15 protein-coding genes and 1 pseudogene are annotated in these 14,776 nt (G+C 70.0%); 10 read left to right on the forward strand and 6 right to left on the reverse strand.

Annotation, left to right across the window (positions count from 1 at the left end; all coding sequences use genetic code 11):
• Positions 1-7: 7 nt before the first annotated feature.
• The gene (locus AC5Y43_RS17090; protein ID WP_499974332.1) at positions 8-1,222 is read left to right on the forward strand and encodes an O-succinylhomoserine sulfhydrylase; all 1,215 of its coding nucleotides are present in this window, start codon (positions 8-10) and stop codon (positions 1,220-1,222) included.
• Between the two features lie 6 nt (positions 1,223-1,228).
• Here the strand turns inward: AC5Y43_RS17090 and AC5Y43_RS17095 are convergent, their stop codons facing one another.
• Complete coding sequence (locus AC5Y43_RS17095) at positions 1,229-2,617, reverse strand: NAD(P)/FAD-dependent oxidoreductase (protein ID WP_499974333.1); 1,389 nt, start codon at positions 2,615-2,617, stop codon at positions 1,229-1,231.
• A gap of 120 nt (positions 2,618-2,737) precedes the next feature.
• Here AC5Y43_RS17095 and AC5Y43_RS17100 point away from each other — a divergent pair, with 120 nt between their 5' ends.
• From AC5Y43_RS17100 to AC5Y43_RS17130, 7 genes and pseudogenes are all read left to right on the forward strand, one after another.
• Entirely contained in the window at positions 2,738-4,168 is a 1,431-nt protein-coding gene (locus tag AC5Y43_RS17100) for an HNH endonuclease signature motif containing protein (protein ID WP_499974335.1), read from the forward strand.
• 37 nt (positions 4,169-4,205) lie between these two features.
• Positions 4,206-5,723 carry a PucR family transcriptional regulator gene (locus tag AC5Y43_RS17105; protein WP_499974336.1) on the forward strand — a complete coding sequence of 506 codons (1,518 nt, stop codon included), beginning with the start codon at positions 4,206-4,208 and terminating at the stop codon, positions 5,721-5,723.
• Positions 5,724-5,839: 116 nt separating this feature from the next.
• Positions 5,840-6,433 carry an Rv1733c family protein gene (locus tag AC5Y43_RS17110; RefSeq protein ID WP_499974337.1) on the forward strand — a complete coding sequence of 198 codons (594 nt, stop codon included), beginning with the start codon at positions 5,840-5,842 and terminating at the stop codon, positions 6,431-6,433.
• Positions 6,434-6,576: 143 nt separating this feature from the next.
• Positions 6,577-7,785, forward strand: a complete 1,209-nt coding sequence (locus AC5Y43_RS17115) for an NAD(P)/FAD-dependent oxidoreductase (protein WP_499974339.1) — start codon at positions 6,577-6,579, stop codon at positions 7,783-7,785.
• Positions 7,786-7,811: 26 nt separating this feature from the next.
• Positions 7,812-8,060 (forward strand): annotated as a pseudogene (locus AC5Y43_RS17120) (GreA/GreB family elongation factor); the annotation flags it as partial.
• Positions 8,061-8,089: 29 nt separating this feature from the next.
• Complete coding sequence (locus AC5Y43_RS17125) at positions 8,090-8,566, forward strand: GreA/GreB family elongation factor (protein ID WP_499974340.1); 477 nt, start codon at positions 8,090-8,092, stop codon at positions 8,564-8,566.
• Entirely contained in the window at positions 8,559-8,936 is a 378-nt protein-coding gene (locus tag AC5Y43_RS17130) for an STAS domain-containing protein (RefSeq protein WP_499974341.1), read from the forward strand. Before AC5Y43_RS17125 ends, AC5Y43_RS17130 begins: the two co-directional genes overlap by 8 nt.
• Positions 8,937-9,021: 85 nt before the next feature.
• Here the strand turns inward: AC5Y43_RS17130 and AC5Y43_RS17135 are convergent, their stop codons facing one another.
• Genes AC5Y43_RS17135 through AC5Y43_RS17155 form a run of 5 tightly spaced genes read right to left on the reverse strand, consistent with a single transcriptional unit; the run spans position 9,022 to position 13,396 of the window.
• Complete coding sequence (locus tag AC5Y43_RS17135) at positions 9,022-9,636, reverse strand: hypothetical protein (protein WP_499974343.1); 615 nt, start codon at positions 9,634-9,636, stop codon at positions 9,022-9,024.
• Positions 9,633-10,307, reverse strand: a complete 675-nt coding sequence (locus AC5Y43_RS17140; protein ID WP_499974344.1) for a TetR/AcrR family transcriptional regulator — start codon at positions 10,305-10,307, stop codon at positions 9,633-9,635. Before AC5Y43_RS17140 ends, AC5Y43_RS17135 begins: the two co-directional genes overlap by 4 nt.
• The gene (locus AC5Y43_RS17145; RefSeq protein WP_499974345.1) at positions 10,304-11,449 is read right to left on the reverse strand and encodes an acyl-CoA dehydrogenase family protein; all 1,146 of its coding nucleotides are present in this window, start codon (positions 11,447-11,449) and stop codon (positions 10,304-10,306) included. Before AC5Y43_RS17145 ends, AC5Y43_RS17140 begins: the two co-directional genes overlap by 4 nt.
• Entirely contained in the window at positions 11,449-12,633 is a 1,185-nt protein-coding gene (locus AC5Y43_RS17150) for an acyl-CoA dehydrogenase family protein (protein ID WP_499974346.1), read from the reverse strand. Before AC5Y43_RS17150 ends, AC5Y43_RS17145 begins: the two co-directional genes overlap by 1 nt.
• 16 nt (positions 12,634-12,649) lie before the next feature.
• A complete protein-coding gene (locus AC5Y43_RS17155) occupies positions 12,650-13,396 on the reverse strand; it encodes an SDR family NAD(P)-dependent oxidoreductase (protein WP_499974348.1) in 747 nt (248 codons plus the stop codon).
• A gap of 71 nt (positions 13,397-13,467) precedes the next feature.
• On the opposite strand from AC5Y43_RS17155, the gene AC5Y43_RS17160 reads away from it, so the two are divergent.
• Both AC5Y43_RS17160 and AC5Y43_RS17165 read left to right on the forward strand, forming a co-directional pair.
• Positions 13,468-13,839 carry a DUF3054 domain-containing protein gene (locus tag AC5Y43_RS17160; protein ID WP_499974349.1) on the forward strand — a complete coding sequence of 124 codons (372 nt, stop codon included), beginning with the start codon at positions 13,468-13,470 and terminating at the stop codon, positions 13,837-13,839.
• A 6-nt stretch (positions 13,840-13,845) separates the two neighbouring features.
• Positions 13,846-14,748, forward strand: a complete 903-nt coding sequence (locus AC5Y43_RS17165) for a class I SAM-dependent methyltransferase (protein ID WP_499974350.1) — start codon at positions 13,846-13,848, stop codon at positions 14,746-14,748.
• Positions 14,749-14,776: the final 28 nt, after the last annotated feature.

A 14,776-nucleotide genomic window follows, 5' to 3' on the forward strand; every position in this document is an offset into this window, starting at 1 on the left:
AGCACGGATGAGCGACTCGGTCCGATCACCCGAGGCGCTGCCCGACGGCGTCAGCCAGGCCACCATCGGCGTGCGGGGCGGAATACTGCGCTCCGGCTTCGACGAGACCGCCGAGGCGATGTTCTTGACGTCCGGTTATGTCTACTCCTCGGCGGCCGTCGCGGAGCAGTCGTTCACCGGCGAGGTGGACCACTTCGTGTACTCGCGCTACGGCAACCCCACCGTGACGATGTTCGAGGAACGGCTGCGCCTGATCGAGGGCGCGCCGGCCGCGTTCGGCACCGCCAGCGGCATGGCCGCGGTCTTCGTCTCGCTGGGCGCGCTGCTGGGCGCCGGCGACCGGCTGGTCGCGGCGCGCAGCCTGTTCGGGTCGTGTTTCGTGGTGTGCAACGAGGTCCTGCCGCGCTGGGGGGTCGAGACCGTCTTCGTCGACGGCGACGACCTCGCGCAATGGGAGCAGGCACTCTCGGTGCCCACCGCGGCGGTGTTCTTCGAGACGCCGTCCAACCCGATGCAGTCGCTGGTCGACATCGCCGCGGTGAGCGAGCTGGCGCACGCCGCGGGTGCAAAGGTGGTGCTGGACAACGTCTTTGCCACACCGCTGCTGCAGCAGGGCTTCCCGCTCGGGGTGGACGTGGTGGTGTACTCGGCCACCAAGCACATCGACGGGCAGGGCCGGGTGCTGGGCGGCGCCATCCTCGGCGACCAGGAGTACATCGACGGTCCGGTGCAGAAGCTGATGCGGCACACCGGTCCGGCGATGAGCGCCTTCAACGCCTGGGTGTTGTTGAAAGGCCTTGAGACCATGGCGCTTCGGGTCGAGCACAGCAATTCCGCGGCGAACCGTATCGCGGAGTTCCTGGAGGGTCATCCGGCGGTGAGCTGGGTGCGCTATCCGTATCTGGCGTCGCACCCGCAATACGATTTGGCCAAGCGTCAGATGGCGGGCGGCGGCACCGTGATCACCTTCGCGCTCGACTGTCCCGGCAGTGCCGCCAAGAGCCGGGCCTTCGAGGTGCTGGACAAGCTGCGGCTGATCAACATCTCCAACAATCTGGGCGACGCGAAATCGCTTGTCACGCATCCGGCCACCACGACCCACCGCGCGATGGGACCCGAGGGCCGCGCCGCGATCGGGTTGGGCGACAACGTGGTTCGCATCTCCGTCGGGCTCGAGGGCGCCGACGATCTGATCGCCGATATCGACCAGGCCCTGAACTAGCGCGCGTTAGCCGGCCTGCTTTTCGGCGGCCTCGGCCTGAGTGGCGGCCAGCGCCCCTTCCTCGGCTTGCTGCTCCACCCAATTCGCCAGCGGGCGTGCGTAAATCATTTGGCTGGTGATGGCCATCTGGCCGCGCGTGCGTCCCAGGAACGAGATCCCCCAGGCGAACATGGCGGCGATGCGGTTGCGATGTCCGATCAGGTAGTACAGGTGCAGCAGCAGCCAGGCCAGCCAGGCGATGAAGCCTCCGAACTCCAGCTTTCCCACTTTCGCGACCGCGCTGTAGCGGGAGATGAGGGCCATGCTGCCCTTGTCGAAGTACTTGAACGGCTTGCGGTTTGCCGGATCGTCGTCGCCCTTCACCGCGTTCTTGATGAGCGTGGTGGCGTAGTGCGCGCCCTGGATCGCGCCTTGGGCCATCCCGGGCACGCCGGGCACCGACATCAGGTCGCCGACGACGAAGACGTACGGGTGGCCCTTGACGGTGAGGTCGGGCTCCACGATCACCCGTCCGGCGCGGTCGGTTTCGGTTCCCTCGGACTGTTCGGCGATCATCTTGCCCAGCGGGCTGGCCGCCACGCCCGCGGCCCACACCTTGCACGCGCATTCGATGCGGCGCTCGGCGCCGTCTTTGTCCTTGACCGTGATGCCCATGTAGTCGACCGCGGTCACCATCGCGTTGAGCTGGATCTCGACATCCATCTTCTGCAGGCGCCGTTGCGCCTTGAGGCCCAGCTTTTCGCCCATCGGCGGCAGCACCGCGGGCGCGGCGTCGAGCAGGATGACGCGGCACTCGCTGGGTGTGATCGTCCGAAACGCCCCGGCCAGGGTGCGCTCGGCCAGCTGGACGATCTCGCCGGCCAGTTCGACGCCCGTCGGCCCGGCTCCCACTACCACGAAGGTCAGGCGGCGTTGTCGCTCGGCCGGGTCGGTGGCGACCTCGGCGGCCTCGAACGCGCCCAGGATGCGGCCGCGTAGCTCGAGGGCGTCGTCGATGGACTTCATGCCCGGTGCGAACGCGGCGTATTCGTCGTGGCCGAAATAGGACTGCTGGGCGCCGGCGGCCACGAGCAGACTGTCGTAGGGCGTCACCGTGTCCATGCCCATCAGGTGCGACGTGACCGTCTTCGCCTTCAGGTCGATATCGCTGACCTGGCCCCACAGCACCCGAACGTTCTTTTGCTTGCGCAGGACCAGCCGGGTGGTCGGCCCGATATCGCCCTCCGAGAGGATCCCGGTGGCCACCTGATAGAGCAGTGGCTGGAAAAGGTGAGTGGTCGTCTTCGAGATCAGGGTGACGTCGATTTGGCTACCTTTGGGGGCTCGTTTCAGCGACTTGGCCGCCGTCAGCCCCCCGAACCCGCTTCCGATGATGACGACCCGATGGCGCAACATACGCATTCCCTTCTGTTGGAAGTCCCTGCAGCGCATACCCACCCTATGACTCCAGTCCGCCGCGGCGACGAAAGAAATTATCCCGGGAAATTATCCCCGGAGTGGTGTATACTCGAACATATGTTCGATGCGCTCGATGCCGCCGGCGTGGTCGACGCGCTCGTTGAGGCGGGCCGCGGCCAACGCGTGCAATGCGCGCGGGAAATGGCGGCCATCGGCGAGCTGTACGCGCGACGGGCTCCGGCCGACGATGAGGAGCGGTTCTCCTGGGTCGTCGATGGGCACGAGAACGTGGTGGCCGAGGTGGCCGCCGCGTTGCGGATCAGCCGGGGGCGGGCCCGCGGGCGGTTGCGCCATGCAATCGCGCTGCGCGAGCGGCTGCCGAAGGTGGCCGAGGTGTTCGGGCGCGGCGAGATCGATTTCCGGCTGGTGGCCGCGCTGGTGACGCGCACCGAGCTGATCGACGACGAAGCGGTGATGGCCAAGATCGACACCGCCATCGCCCGCCATGCGGCGAACTGGATGCGGCTGTCGGGTCCTAAAACCGCCGAGCGCATTGACATGTGGGTGGCGCGGTTTGATCCGGCCGGGGTGCGCCTGCCCGAGGAGCGCAACGAGAATCGCTACGTCGACATCGGTTGCACCGAACCCGGGATGGCCGGGGTGTGGGCGCAGCTGCACGCCACCGACGGGGCGGCATTGGACCACAGGCTCGATGCGCTGGCGGCCACGGTGTGCGGAGCCGATCCGCGGACCAAGGCCCAACGCCGCGCCGACGCGGTGGGGGCGCTCGTCGCCGGGGCCGAGGTGCTGGGGTGTCAGTGTGGCGAGCCCAATTGCCCAGCGCCGCAACGGCCGCCGAGCACCAACGTTGTCATCCACCTGCTCGCCGAAAAGGCCGCCGTCAACGGTTGCTCGTCAACCCCGGGCTATCTGGCCGGGTACGGCCCGTTGCCCGCGCCACTGTTGGGCGAGGTGGCCCCGTTCGCGAAGATCAAGCCGCTGGTGATCCCGCCGGACGTGGCAGAGGCCGGGTACCGCCCGTCGGCGGCGCTGGCCGAGTTCGTTCGCTTTCGCGATTTGACGTGCCGGTTCCCCGGTTGCGACGAGCCGGCTGCGGTCTGCGATATCGACCACACCGTTCCGTTCCCGTTGGGCCCCACCCATCCGTCCAACCTGAAACTGCTCTGCGGCTATCACCACCTGCTCAAGACTTTCTACGCCCGGGTAGGCGGATGGCACGATCGCCAGGAGCCCGACGGCACCGTGGTATGGACATCCCCGTCGGGGCATGAATACGTCACCAAACCCGGTGGGACGCTGCTGTTCCCGGCGCTGGCCGTCCCGACGGGGACGCTCGTGTTGCCCGAGAGCATGCCGCCGCCGGGAGAAAACCGCGGAATGATGATGCCCACCCGCAAGCAAACCCGCGCCCGGGAACACGCCGCCCGCGTCAGCTGGGAACGCGCCGTCAACGAAGCCCGCCTCGCCGTAGCGGCCGAACGGCGCGCCGAACGCATCGCCGCGCGTGACGAGCCGCCGCCCTTCTAGCCTGGAAGCGAGCGCATCAGCCGGACTGGGAGCGTCAGTGATCACTTTGGACCGCTTGGTCAACGTGCTGGGTGGTTACGACGTCCGTTTGCGCTGGTCCTCGCTGCCGCGGTCGACCGAACTGCGCAGCGTGGTGATCCACGAGCCCGAGACCCCCGTGCTGGGGGATGTGCTGCTGGCCATCGGCGCCGGCTCACTCGACGAAGCGGTGCGGTGGGCGGCCGCCGCGCGTGCGGTCGTGGTGGTCACGCGCGGCGGCGAGGAGCCGATCACGTTCGACGGTGACAGCGAGCCCGGCGCGGTGCTGGTCGTCGACGGCTCGGTGTCGTGGAGCGAGGTGGCCGCGGTGGTCTACGGGCTGGTGCTGGAGGGCCGCGAAACGGAATCCGGCCGGGGTCCCACCGACCTGTTCGCGCTGGCCGACAGCCTCGCGGAGTCGATCGGCGGCGCGGTGACGATCCAGGACCGCCTGCTGCGGGTACTGGCGTATTCGCGGCTGCAGCAGCACGCCGACCCGGCGTGGGCGGCCACCATCATGGACCGCCAGGCACCGGAGCAGTTGCGTGCCCTGTTCGAGGCGCGGGGGGTACCGGAGCACCTGGCGGCGTCCGACGATCCGCTGTTCGTGGCCGAGGACGCCGCAGCCGGCTTGGCCGGGCGCATGGTCGTGGCCGTGCGCTCGGGACGACAGCTCATGGGCTCGGTGTGGGTGGCGTGTTCGGCGGCGCTGGACGGCGCCGCCCGCGGCGCCCTTTCCGACGGGGCGCACACGGTGGCCCTGCATCTACTGCGGTCGCAGGCCAGCGCCGACCTGGAGCGGCAGGTCGAATCCGACCTGGTGATCCGGTTGCTCGAGGGCGCCGCCGACGCCGCCACGCTGGCCAGCAGGCTGGGCCTGCCGCGCGGCCGGCTGCGGGTGATCGCGCTGCAGGCATTCATCGGCGACGACCGCGACGCCGCCCTGCTGCTGGCCTTCGAACGCGCCACCAGCGGATTCGGTTGGTCGCGCCCGGGCCGCAGCGCGCTGGCGGGCAACACCGTCTACACCGTGCTTCCCGGCGAGCAGCCCGCCGCGGCGCGGCGCTGGATCGCGGATCTGCGGACGGCCCTGCCCGAACGGGTGACGGTGCTGGCCGGCATCAGCGGGGTCGCGGACGTCGTCGACCTCGCCGCGGCGCGCCGGGAAGCCGACGAATGCCTGGGGCTCGACGAGACGTCGCCCGCGGCCACGCCGCCGGCCTACGACGAGTCGTGGGACAACATCCTGATGCAGCGGCTGCGCGCCGCCGCGCGCGCGGGTCGATCCCCGACCCGCGGACCGGTGGCCGAGCTGCGCCGCCACGACCACGCCAACGCGACCGACTACCTGGCGACGCTGCGGGCCTGGCTGGAGGCTCAGGGCGACCCGATCGCGGCCGGCGAGCACCTCGGCGTGCACGAGAACACCGTGCGTTACCGGCTGCGCAAAATGGCCGAGATCACCGACCTCCCCTTGGACGACGCCCGAAAGCGGTTGGCCATGATGATCGAACTCGCAGCTCTCGACGCCGATTAGCCGAGACGCTGTCGAATCACCACAACGGGCGGCGGTGCCGTTGTTCGGTGCGGCCAAACGATGCGGCGCCCGCCCGCGCCACCATTGGGGTGACCGAGAGAGCGCAGGAATGTCCAATGACTACCCCACGTCCCGACCACGCCGCGATGGAGTCCTTCACAGTCCCGTTGCCGCGCAGGCTATTTGGGCGGCTGTTCGGTCGTAGCCCGCTGATCCGCGGCAGTGACCGGGTGGAGGCGCTGATTTTGGCGTTGGCCGTGGCGGTATCGCTGCTGACCGTGCCGATCGCCGCCGCCGTCGGCACCGCGACCTACGATTCGCGCACCCGCCTCTACGCCGAGCAGGCCCAATCACGCAGCACGGCGATCGCGACGGTCATCGGCGATGACGGCCGCGAAAACCCGGAGAGCCCAACGGCTATGGTTCCGGCGCGCTGGTTTGCCGCCGGGGCCCAACACGGCGGCGACGTCCTCGCCAAGCGGCCCGTCAAGGCCGGCGACGAGGTCGAGATCTGGGTGGACGACGAGGGGGCCGCGATCGGACGGCCGGCGATGACGGCGCTTGACGAGGCGGTGTCGTCCGCGATGGCGATCTGGTGTGCCGTGACGCTGTCCGCGGTGGCGGTGTACGCCGGTGCCCGGATCGCCCTGGACCGGCGGCGCGACTCCCAATGGCAACAGGACTTCGACAGGCTCGTCGGGCAGCCTTGAGAGCACCTGAGAGGCGCCTGAGCGAGCTTGTCGAGTCCGGACAACGGGCCACCTCGCGGTTGTCCGGTTTCGGCAAACCCCCCGGTGCCGGCGCGCACCACCATGGGAAGTGCCAAGCGAAAGTTCAGTTACGGAGGTGTGCGATGGGCGGCGTCGGGCGGATTGACGGCGGACCCAAGTCGGTGATCGTCGTCGGCGCCGGCATCGTCGGGTTGTCGACGGCGTGGTTCCTGCAGGAGCACGGAGTCGACGTGACGGTGGTGGACCGCAGTGGCATGGCCGCGGGCGCCTCGTGGGCCAACGCCGGGTGGATCGCCCCGGGACTGATCTTTCCGATCGCCGGCTGCAGGGGAACCGTGGCGCTCAACGAGGAATGCCTGGAGGCGTCGGACGTGCTGGTCGCCAACGGGATCGACGCGCCGGTGACCGACGCACCGATCACCGCGGTGTTCCGCGACGCCCAGCAGGCGCAGCGCATGCTGGGCAAGCTTGGCGAACTCGAAAACGCCGGACAGGCAGTGTATGTCACCGCGCTGGCCGGCGACGCGCTGCGCGAACAGGTGCCGCTGGCATCGCCCGCGGTCACCGCCGGGCTCAGCATCAACGCCCAGCGATTCGTCGAGCCGCGGCGGTTTGTGGAGGCCATCGGGCGCTCGGTGCTGCAACGCGGAGCGACGATGCACAGGCTGGAGATCCGTGAGGTCCTCAGTGCGGACGGCAGGGTCGCGGTGTACCCGCACCGCGGCAAGCGGTTGATCGCCGACGCCGCGGTGATCGCCACCGGCGCAAGGCTTTCGGGCCTGGTACGCCGTTGGCTGCGGGTGCCGCTGGAAGTCGGTCGCGGCTACTCGTTCACCGTGCCCGTGGATCGCCCGGTACTGGGCCCGATCTACCTGCCGGACGTGGGCGTCGCGTGCACGCCCTACCGCGGCGCGCTGCGGGTCTCGGGCGCCCTGGAATTCGGCCGGCCAAACGGTCCGCGGGCACGCCAGCGGGCGAATGACATTGCCGCCGCGGCAAGTCCGCTGCTGGATGGCGTCCGCTGGGACGTGCGCACCAACCTGTGGGTCGGTGCATGCACGGCGGCCCTGGATGGCCGCCCCCTGATCGGCGAGGTCGCCGCCGGCCTCTACGTGGCCGGCGCACACGGCATGTGGGGGCTGGCGCACGGCCCGGTGACCGGCCGGCTGTTGGCCGAGCAGATCGCCACCGGCAAGCGACCCCTCGCCCTGGCCCAGTTCGATCCGCAGCGCCGCCGCAGGCTTGCCCGTCACGGGCCACCCAGTCGTCAGGGACGGTTGCCGATCGGCCCGCCCCTGACGACACCCCTACTCGCCGCGAAAGGACGCTGACGGCGCTGATGACAAACACGAAACGACTCGCCGAGTCGGGCATGGTGCTGACCATCCGGTACGACGCCACCGGCGAAACCGAAACGTTCCTGCTCGGCAGGCGCAATGCCGAAGGCGCCGGCCTGAAGGTCTACTCGATGGCGTCGCCGCTGGGCCGGTCGATCGCCGGCGCGCGCCCCGGCGAACAACGCATCTACGCCATACCCCATGAGTCCGGCCGGCTCGTGACGCTGCTGACGGCGGTGCCCTACCACGGCGTCGCCCCGGCCGCATGACAACCCCTACCGACGCGAGAGGAACAGAGATGAGAAGCAGGCAACGCACCTGGATTTCGCCGCAAGCCTACGTGCGGCTGCAGCGGGAGCTGGCCACCCTGAGGGACGAGCGCGACGCCCGCGCCCGCGGCACCGACGACGGCAACGCCGCCGTCGCGCGCGCCTGGCAGACGCGCATGCGACGGATCCATGAACTGCTGGTGGATGCCGACGTCGGCGTGGATCCGCCCGACGACGGAATCGCCGAGCCCGGCATGGTTTTAACCGTCCGCTACGAAGACGCCGGTGACACCGGCGACGAAGAGACGTTCCTGCTCGGCGTGCGCGACGCGGAACACGGTGACCTGGAGGTCTACTCGATCCAGTCGCCGTTGGGGGCGGCCATCGCGGGGGCACGCCCCGGCGAGCGGCGCACCTATGCGCTGCCCAGCGGTGCCACGCTGACCGTCACGCTGCTCAAGGCCGTCCCCTACAGCGTGCACGCGACCGAGGCTGCACATGTCTAGCGTCCGGGCTGAGCGCCCCAACATCGTGCTGTGCAAACAACTTCGGCCGGACATCACCCTCGTGGAGGTATACGGAGCGATCGACGCCTGCAACGCCGACCGGCTGAGCGACGGCATCGGCGAGGCGGCCGGCCACGGCCGGCCGCTCGTCGTCGATCTCGGCGGAGTGCACTTCTTCGGCGGCGACGGCTTCCATGCACTGGCCGAAGTCGACGAAAAGTGTTGGCGGACAAACATGCGCTGGGTTCTGGTGCCCAGCGACGCGGTGGACAGACTGCTGCGCGTCGCGGACCGCGACGGTGGGCTTCCCACCGCCGCCACGGTCACGGAAGCGGTGCGGCGGCTGACGACAAGCGGGGTGATCGCATGATCTTGGGCTTCATCGAGCCGGCAGCGGCGGTACTGCTGCTGATGGCGCTGTTCTTTCTGGGCATGGCCGTCGCGCACGGGCGGGCCTAGAACGGCCACGCGCTCGCGTTGGTCCGGTACTTTGCGGTGAGCGGGGCGCAGAAGTCGTCCGCGGTGCCCGCCAGCAGGATGTAATAGGCCTCCCCGCCGCCGCGCCGGCTCTCGAAGGAGTTCGGCGTCGTCCACCCGCTGTTGCACATCGCGGTGTCCGAACCCGAGGTGGGCCTGCGCCAGTTCGTCTTGGCGCAGGCCGCCAGCGCGTCGACATTCGCGGTGGCGCTCTTGGCGGCGACGAGCATCGCGCCGCCCCACCGACCGTCGTTGCGCCGGAAGGCGCGCGCGCCGAATCCCGAACCGTTGCTCTGACACGCCAGCGCCCGGCGCAGCAGCCCGAACGGCGCCGCGAGCTGCGGGTTGGCGACGGCGGCTGCGGCGGTGATGAATTGGGCCGCGTCCGAGCCGTCGACCTCCTGGACGTTCGGGTTGCCGAGGCCGGTCAGCTGTTGCGCGAGCCCCGTGTTGCTGCCGCCCCCGATGATCGGTCCGCCGCCGCCGGATGTCATCGGCGGCAACGTCACCGGGTCGGCGGAACCCAACGGCGCGCCGGCAAACACGCCGCACGCGACGAGAACGGCGACGATCCGCAGCGCCACGGACGTCATGACCCACCGCCCAGTAGGCGTGCGTACCGCGCGCGGCGGCCGTCGGCAACCAGCGAGTTGAGCACGTGGCGGGTCTGCAACGCGATGTATTCGCCGACGGTGTAGGTGGGCCCGAAGTGCCAGTGCTTGAGCGCCCATCCGTGGGCGAGCAGCATGATGTCGTAGACGGTCAGGTCGACGTCGACGGCGCGGAACACGCCCGACGAGATGCCCGACTCGAGCACCGCGCGCAACGGTGCGGCGGAAGCGATTTCGAGCTCCTTGATCTGCGCGCGGTCGTCGGCTGCCAGCGTCCGGCTCTCGCGGTAGGTCAGGACCACACCGTCGAGGTTCTCGTCGACGATCTCGATGTAGCGCCGGATCCCGGCGACCAGCCGGTCGACGGCGTCGTCGCCCGCGCCGTCGATCACCGGCGCCAGTTGATCGCGGAACACGTCGAGGATCCGCACGATCGTCGCCAGCAGCAGGTCCTCCTTGCCGCCGAAGTACTTGTATATCAACCCGACGCTGACGCGCGCCTCGGCCGCCAGCTCCTGCATGGACATCTGGTGAAATCCGGTCCGGCCCATCACTTTCACCGCGGCGTCGAGCACCTGCCGACGCCGCGAGCTGGCCCGGGCGGCGCGCACGGCGTCCTCGACGGGCAGGGAGGCGTAGTCGATGCTCGTCACAGGCCCAGATCCTTGGCGATGATGGTCTTCATGATCTCGTTGGTGCCGCCGTAGATGGTCTGGATGCGGGCGTCGACGAACGCGCGGGACACGCTGTACTCCCGCATGTAGCCGTACCCGCCGTGCAGCTGCAGGCAGCGGTCGGCGGTGCGGACCTGCAGGTCGGTGGCCCACCATTTCAGCTTCGCCGCGCGCGCGGACGTCAGCGAGCCGGTGAGGTGTTCGGCGAGGCAGTCGTCGAGGTAGGTGCGGGCGACGTCGAGTTCGGTTGCCAGCTCGGCGAGCACGAATTGACTGTTCTGGAAGCTTCCGACGGGAGCGCCGAATGCCTTGCGCTGCTGCACGTATTCCAGCGTCGCGGCGAAGATGGTCTCGGCGGCGGCCACCGCGCTGACCCCGAGCGCGAGCCGCTCCTGCGGCAGGTTGCGCATCAGCTGATAGAACCCCATGCCCTCCCGCTCGAGCAGGTTGGCGGCGGGCACCCGCATGTCGGTGAAGGTCAGCTCGCTGGTGTCCTGGGCGTGCAGGCCGATCTTCTCCAGGTTGCGGCCCCGCTCGAAGCCCGGTGTGTCCGCGTCGGCCACCAGCAGCGACAGGCCCTGGTGCCGGTCGGGGGAGGTGCGCACCGCGATCACGAACAGGTCGCCGCTCTGCCCGTTGGAGATGAACGTCTTGGCGCCGTTGACGACGTAGTGGTCGCCGTCCCGCACGGCGGTGGTGCGGATGCCGGCCAGGTCGCTGCCGGTGCCGGGCTCGGTCATCGCGATGCCCAGCACGGTCTCGCCGGTCACCACCCCGGGCAGCCAGCGCCGCTGCTGCTCGGGTGTCGTCAGGTCGGTGAGATACGGAAGCACCACGTCGTTTTGCAGCGTGAAGGCGGTGGTCTCGGCCGCCGCGCCGGCCCGTTGCAGCTCCTCGATCACGATCGCGTTGTAGCGAAAGTCGTCGACCCCGGGACCGCCCAGCTGTGTGGGCACCGAAAAGCCCAGCAGCCCAAGCTTTCCCGCCTCGAGGAACAGCGAACGGTCCCACTGGCCGCGTCGCTCCCAGTCCTCGTGCGCGGGCACCACCGTGCGCTGCACGAAATCCCGGACCAGTTGCCGGAACTGGTGATGCTCGGGGGTGTAGGACAGGCCGCCCATCAGCGGAAGGCGTCGCTGCCGGTGAACGCCTGACCCAGGACGAGCTGGTGCATCTCGGGCGTGCCCTCGTAGGTCAGCACCGATTCCAGGTTGACCATGTGCCGGATGACGGGGTATTCCAGCGATATCCCGTTACCGCCCAGGATCGTTCGGGCGGTCCGGCAGATCTCGATCGCCTCGCGGGTGTTGTTGAGCTTGCCGAAGCTGACCTGCTCGGGGCGCAGCCCGGGGCCGTCCTTGAGGCGCCCGAGGTGCAGCGAGAGCAGCTGGCCCTTGTGCAGCTCGACGGCCATGTCGACGAGTTTGGCCTGGGTGAGCTGGAATCCGGCGATCGGGCGGCCGAACTGGGTGCGCTGGGTGGCGTAGGCGAGCGCCGCCTGCCAGGCCGACCGCGCCGCCCCCATCGATCCCCAGATGATCCCGTAGCGCGCCTCCGACAGGCACGACAGCGGCCCGCGCAGGCCCGTGGCGTCGGGCAGCATCGCGTCGGCGGGCAGCCGCACGTCGTCGAGCACCAGCTCGCTGGTGATCGACGCCCGCAGCGACAGCTTGTGGTGAATGGGGTTGGCGGCGAACCCCGGCGTCCTGGCGGGTACCAGAAATCCCCGAATCCCGTCATCGGTGGCGGCCCACACGACCGCCACGTCGGCCACCGAGCCGTTGGTGATCCACAGCTTGCGGCCGTTGAGCACCCAATCCGAACCATCCTGGCGCGCCCGGGTTTTCATCGCGGCCGGATCGCTTCCGACGTCGGGCTCGGTCAACCCGAAGCAGCCCAGCAGCTCGCCCGCGGCCATGCCCGGCAGCCACTGCCGCTTCTGCTCCTCGGAGCCGAACTTCCAGATCGCGAACATCGCCAGCGATCCCTGCACCGAGACCATCGACCGGATGCCGGAGTCGGCCGCCTCCAGCTCGGTGCAGGCCAGGCCGTAATGCACCGCGGACGCGCCGCCGCAGCCGTAGCCGTGCAGATGCATGCCCAGCAGGCCGAGCTCGCCGAACCCCTTGGCCAGTTGGCGCACCGGCAGGTCGCCGATCTCGAACCACTCGGCGATGTGGGGCAGCACGTGCTCGGCGCAGAACTTGCGCACGGTGTCGCGCACCGCGAGCTCGTCGCCGGACAGCGAGGCGTCCAGGCCCAGGGGGTCGTCGCGGTCGAAGGGGGGCGGCGCGTCGGTGCTCATACGAGTCAGCCTGCCACTAACCGGCCATCGTGAGGCCACCGCTCACACTGACCACCTGCCCGGTGATGAACGACGCGGCGTCGGACGCGAAGAACAGCACCGGCGCGGCGACCTCGTCGGGCCGGGCCAGCCGGCGGAACGGAATCGCCTTGACCAGCGCTTCTTTCAGCTTCTCCGGTTGCGCGTGAAACAGCGGCGTGTCCGTCGGGCCCGGGCACACACAGTTCACCGTGATCTGGTGGCGGGCCATCTCCCGGGCCAGCGACTTGGTCAGCGCGATGACCCCGCCCTTGGCGCCGGCGTAGATGGTCTCGCCCGCGCTGCCGACCCGTCCGGCGTCGCTGGCCAGGTTGACGATGCGCCCGCCCCCGCGCGCCTCGATCATGCCCGGCAGGAACGCCGAGCACACGTGCACCGGCCCCAGGTAGTTGATCGCCACCACCTTCTGCGCGAATTCCGGCGTGGCATTGAGGAATTGGTCGGTGCGATCCCAGCCGGCGGCGTTGACGACGATCTCGGGGACGCCGAGCGCGGCGTGGGTCCGGTCGCGCAGCTCGGCGACCCGCGCGGGATCGGCGACGTCGACCGGCAGCGCGGTGATCAGCTCGGGGCGTTCGCCGGCGGTGGCCGCGGCCGCGGCCTCGTCGAGGTCGGCGGCGACGACCCGGTTCCCCTGCGTGGCGAGGCCCAGCGCGATCGCCCTGCCGATCCCCGACCCGGCGCCGGTCACCACCGCCAGCCGGGCTTGTGAATGAGCGTTCATCGGTGATGAATTTAGGTTCACCGCCGCCGCGGGGTCAAGGTCGTCCGCCGCGGCCGGGGTAGTCTCACGCCATGCTTAGGCTCCCGCGGCCGGCCTGGCTCGGTCTCGACGTCATCGCGGTGCTGGTGTTCTGCGCCGCCGGGCGCCGCAGCCACGACGAGGGGCTCGGCGTCGCCGGCGTGGCGGCCACGGCGTGGCCGTTTCTCGCGGGAACCGTCCTCGGGTGGCTGGTTGCCCGCGGCTGGCGCCGGCCCACCGCGCTGGCCCCCACCGGGGTGATCGTGTGGCTGTGCACCGTGGTCGTCGGCATGCTGTTGCGTAAGGCCACCTCGGCGGGCGTCGCGGCGAGCTTCGTGGTGGTGGCCGCGACGGTCACCGCCGTGCTGGTATTGGGTTGGCGCGCCGTGGCGGGGCTGGCCCTGCGGCGCCGCGTCGGCGGCTGACGCGCGATGACGGGGACCGACGACGGGTGGGATCCCGCCAGCGGCGCCGGGGTCAACGCGGCGTTCGGCGCTGTGGTGCGGGCCGTGGCGACCAACAAGGGGATGTTGGACGATCCCTTCGCCGAGCCGCTGGTCCGCGCCGTCGGGGCCGACTACTTCGTCCGGGTGATCGGCGACGACCTGTTCTCGGACGACGGCGGCGCGGACCCGGTGATGGCCGGTCTGATCGACATCCTCGCCGGATACACGCGATTCGTCGACGAGTTCCTCGCCGAGGCGGTCGGTGCGGGCATCCGCCAGGTGGTGATCTTGGGGTCCGGGCTGGACACGCGCCCCTACCGGCTGTGGTGGCCGCCCGGCACGACCGTGTACGAAATCGACCGCCCGCAATTGCTCGACTTCAAGGCCGACCAGCTGCGCGCTCTGGGCGCGCGGCTGGGCGCGAATCGGTGCGCGGTGGGCGCCGACCTCCGGCTGGACTGGATGGCCGCGCTGCGGCGGGTCGGCTTCGACGCCGCGCGGCCGACGGTGTGGGTCGCCGAGCAACTGCTCGTCGGCTACCTGCCGCCCGACGCGCAGAATCGGCTGCTCCAGGAGGTCACGGCGGCCAGCGCCGGCGGCAGCCGGTTCGCCGCCGACCACATGCCCACCTGGACCCCGGTGCACGTCGAGGCGGGCCGGGCATTCGTCGACGGGTGGCGGCGCCACGGCCTGGACATCGACCTGGCCACCCTGACCCACCCGGGCGAATACCGCTACGTGCCCGAGCATCTGGCGTCCCACGGCTGGCAGACCGTCGAACGCAACGTCGTCGATTTGCTCACCGTGATCGGTTTGTCCGAACTGTGGCGCGGTGGCCCCGACGACCTGGCCGTCGTCCCCGGCTTCGTCACCGCGTCGAGAACGTGATGGAATGCCGTGCCGTCGGAGGCGTTAG

The organism is Mycobacterium sp. NGS57 (assembly GCF_059812405.1).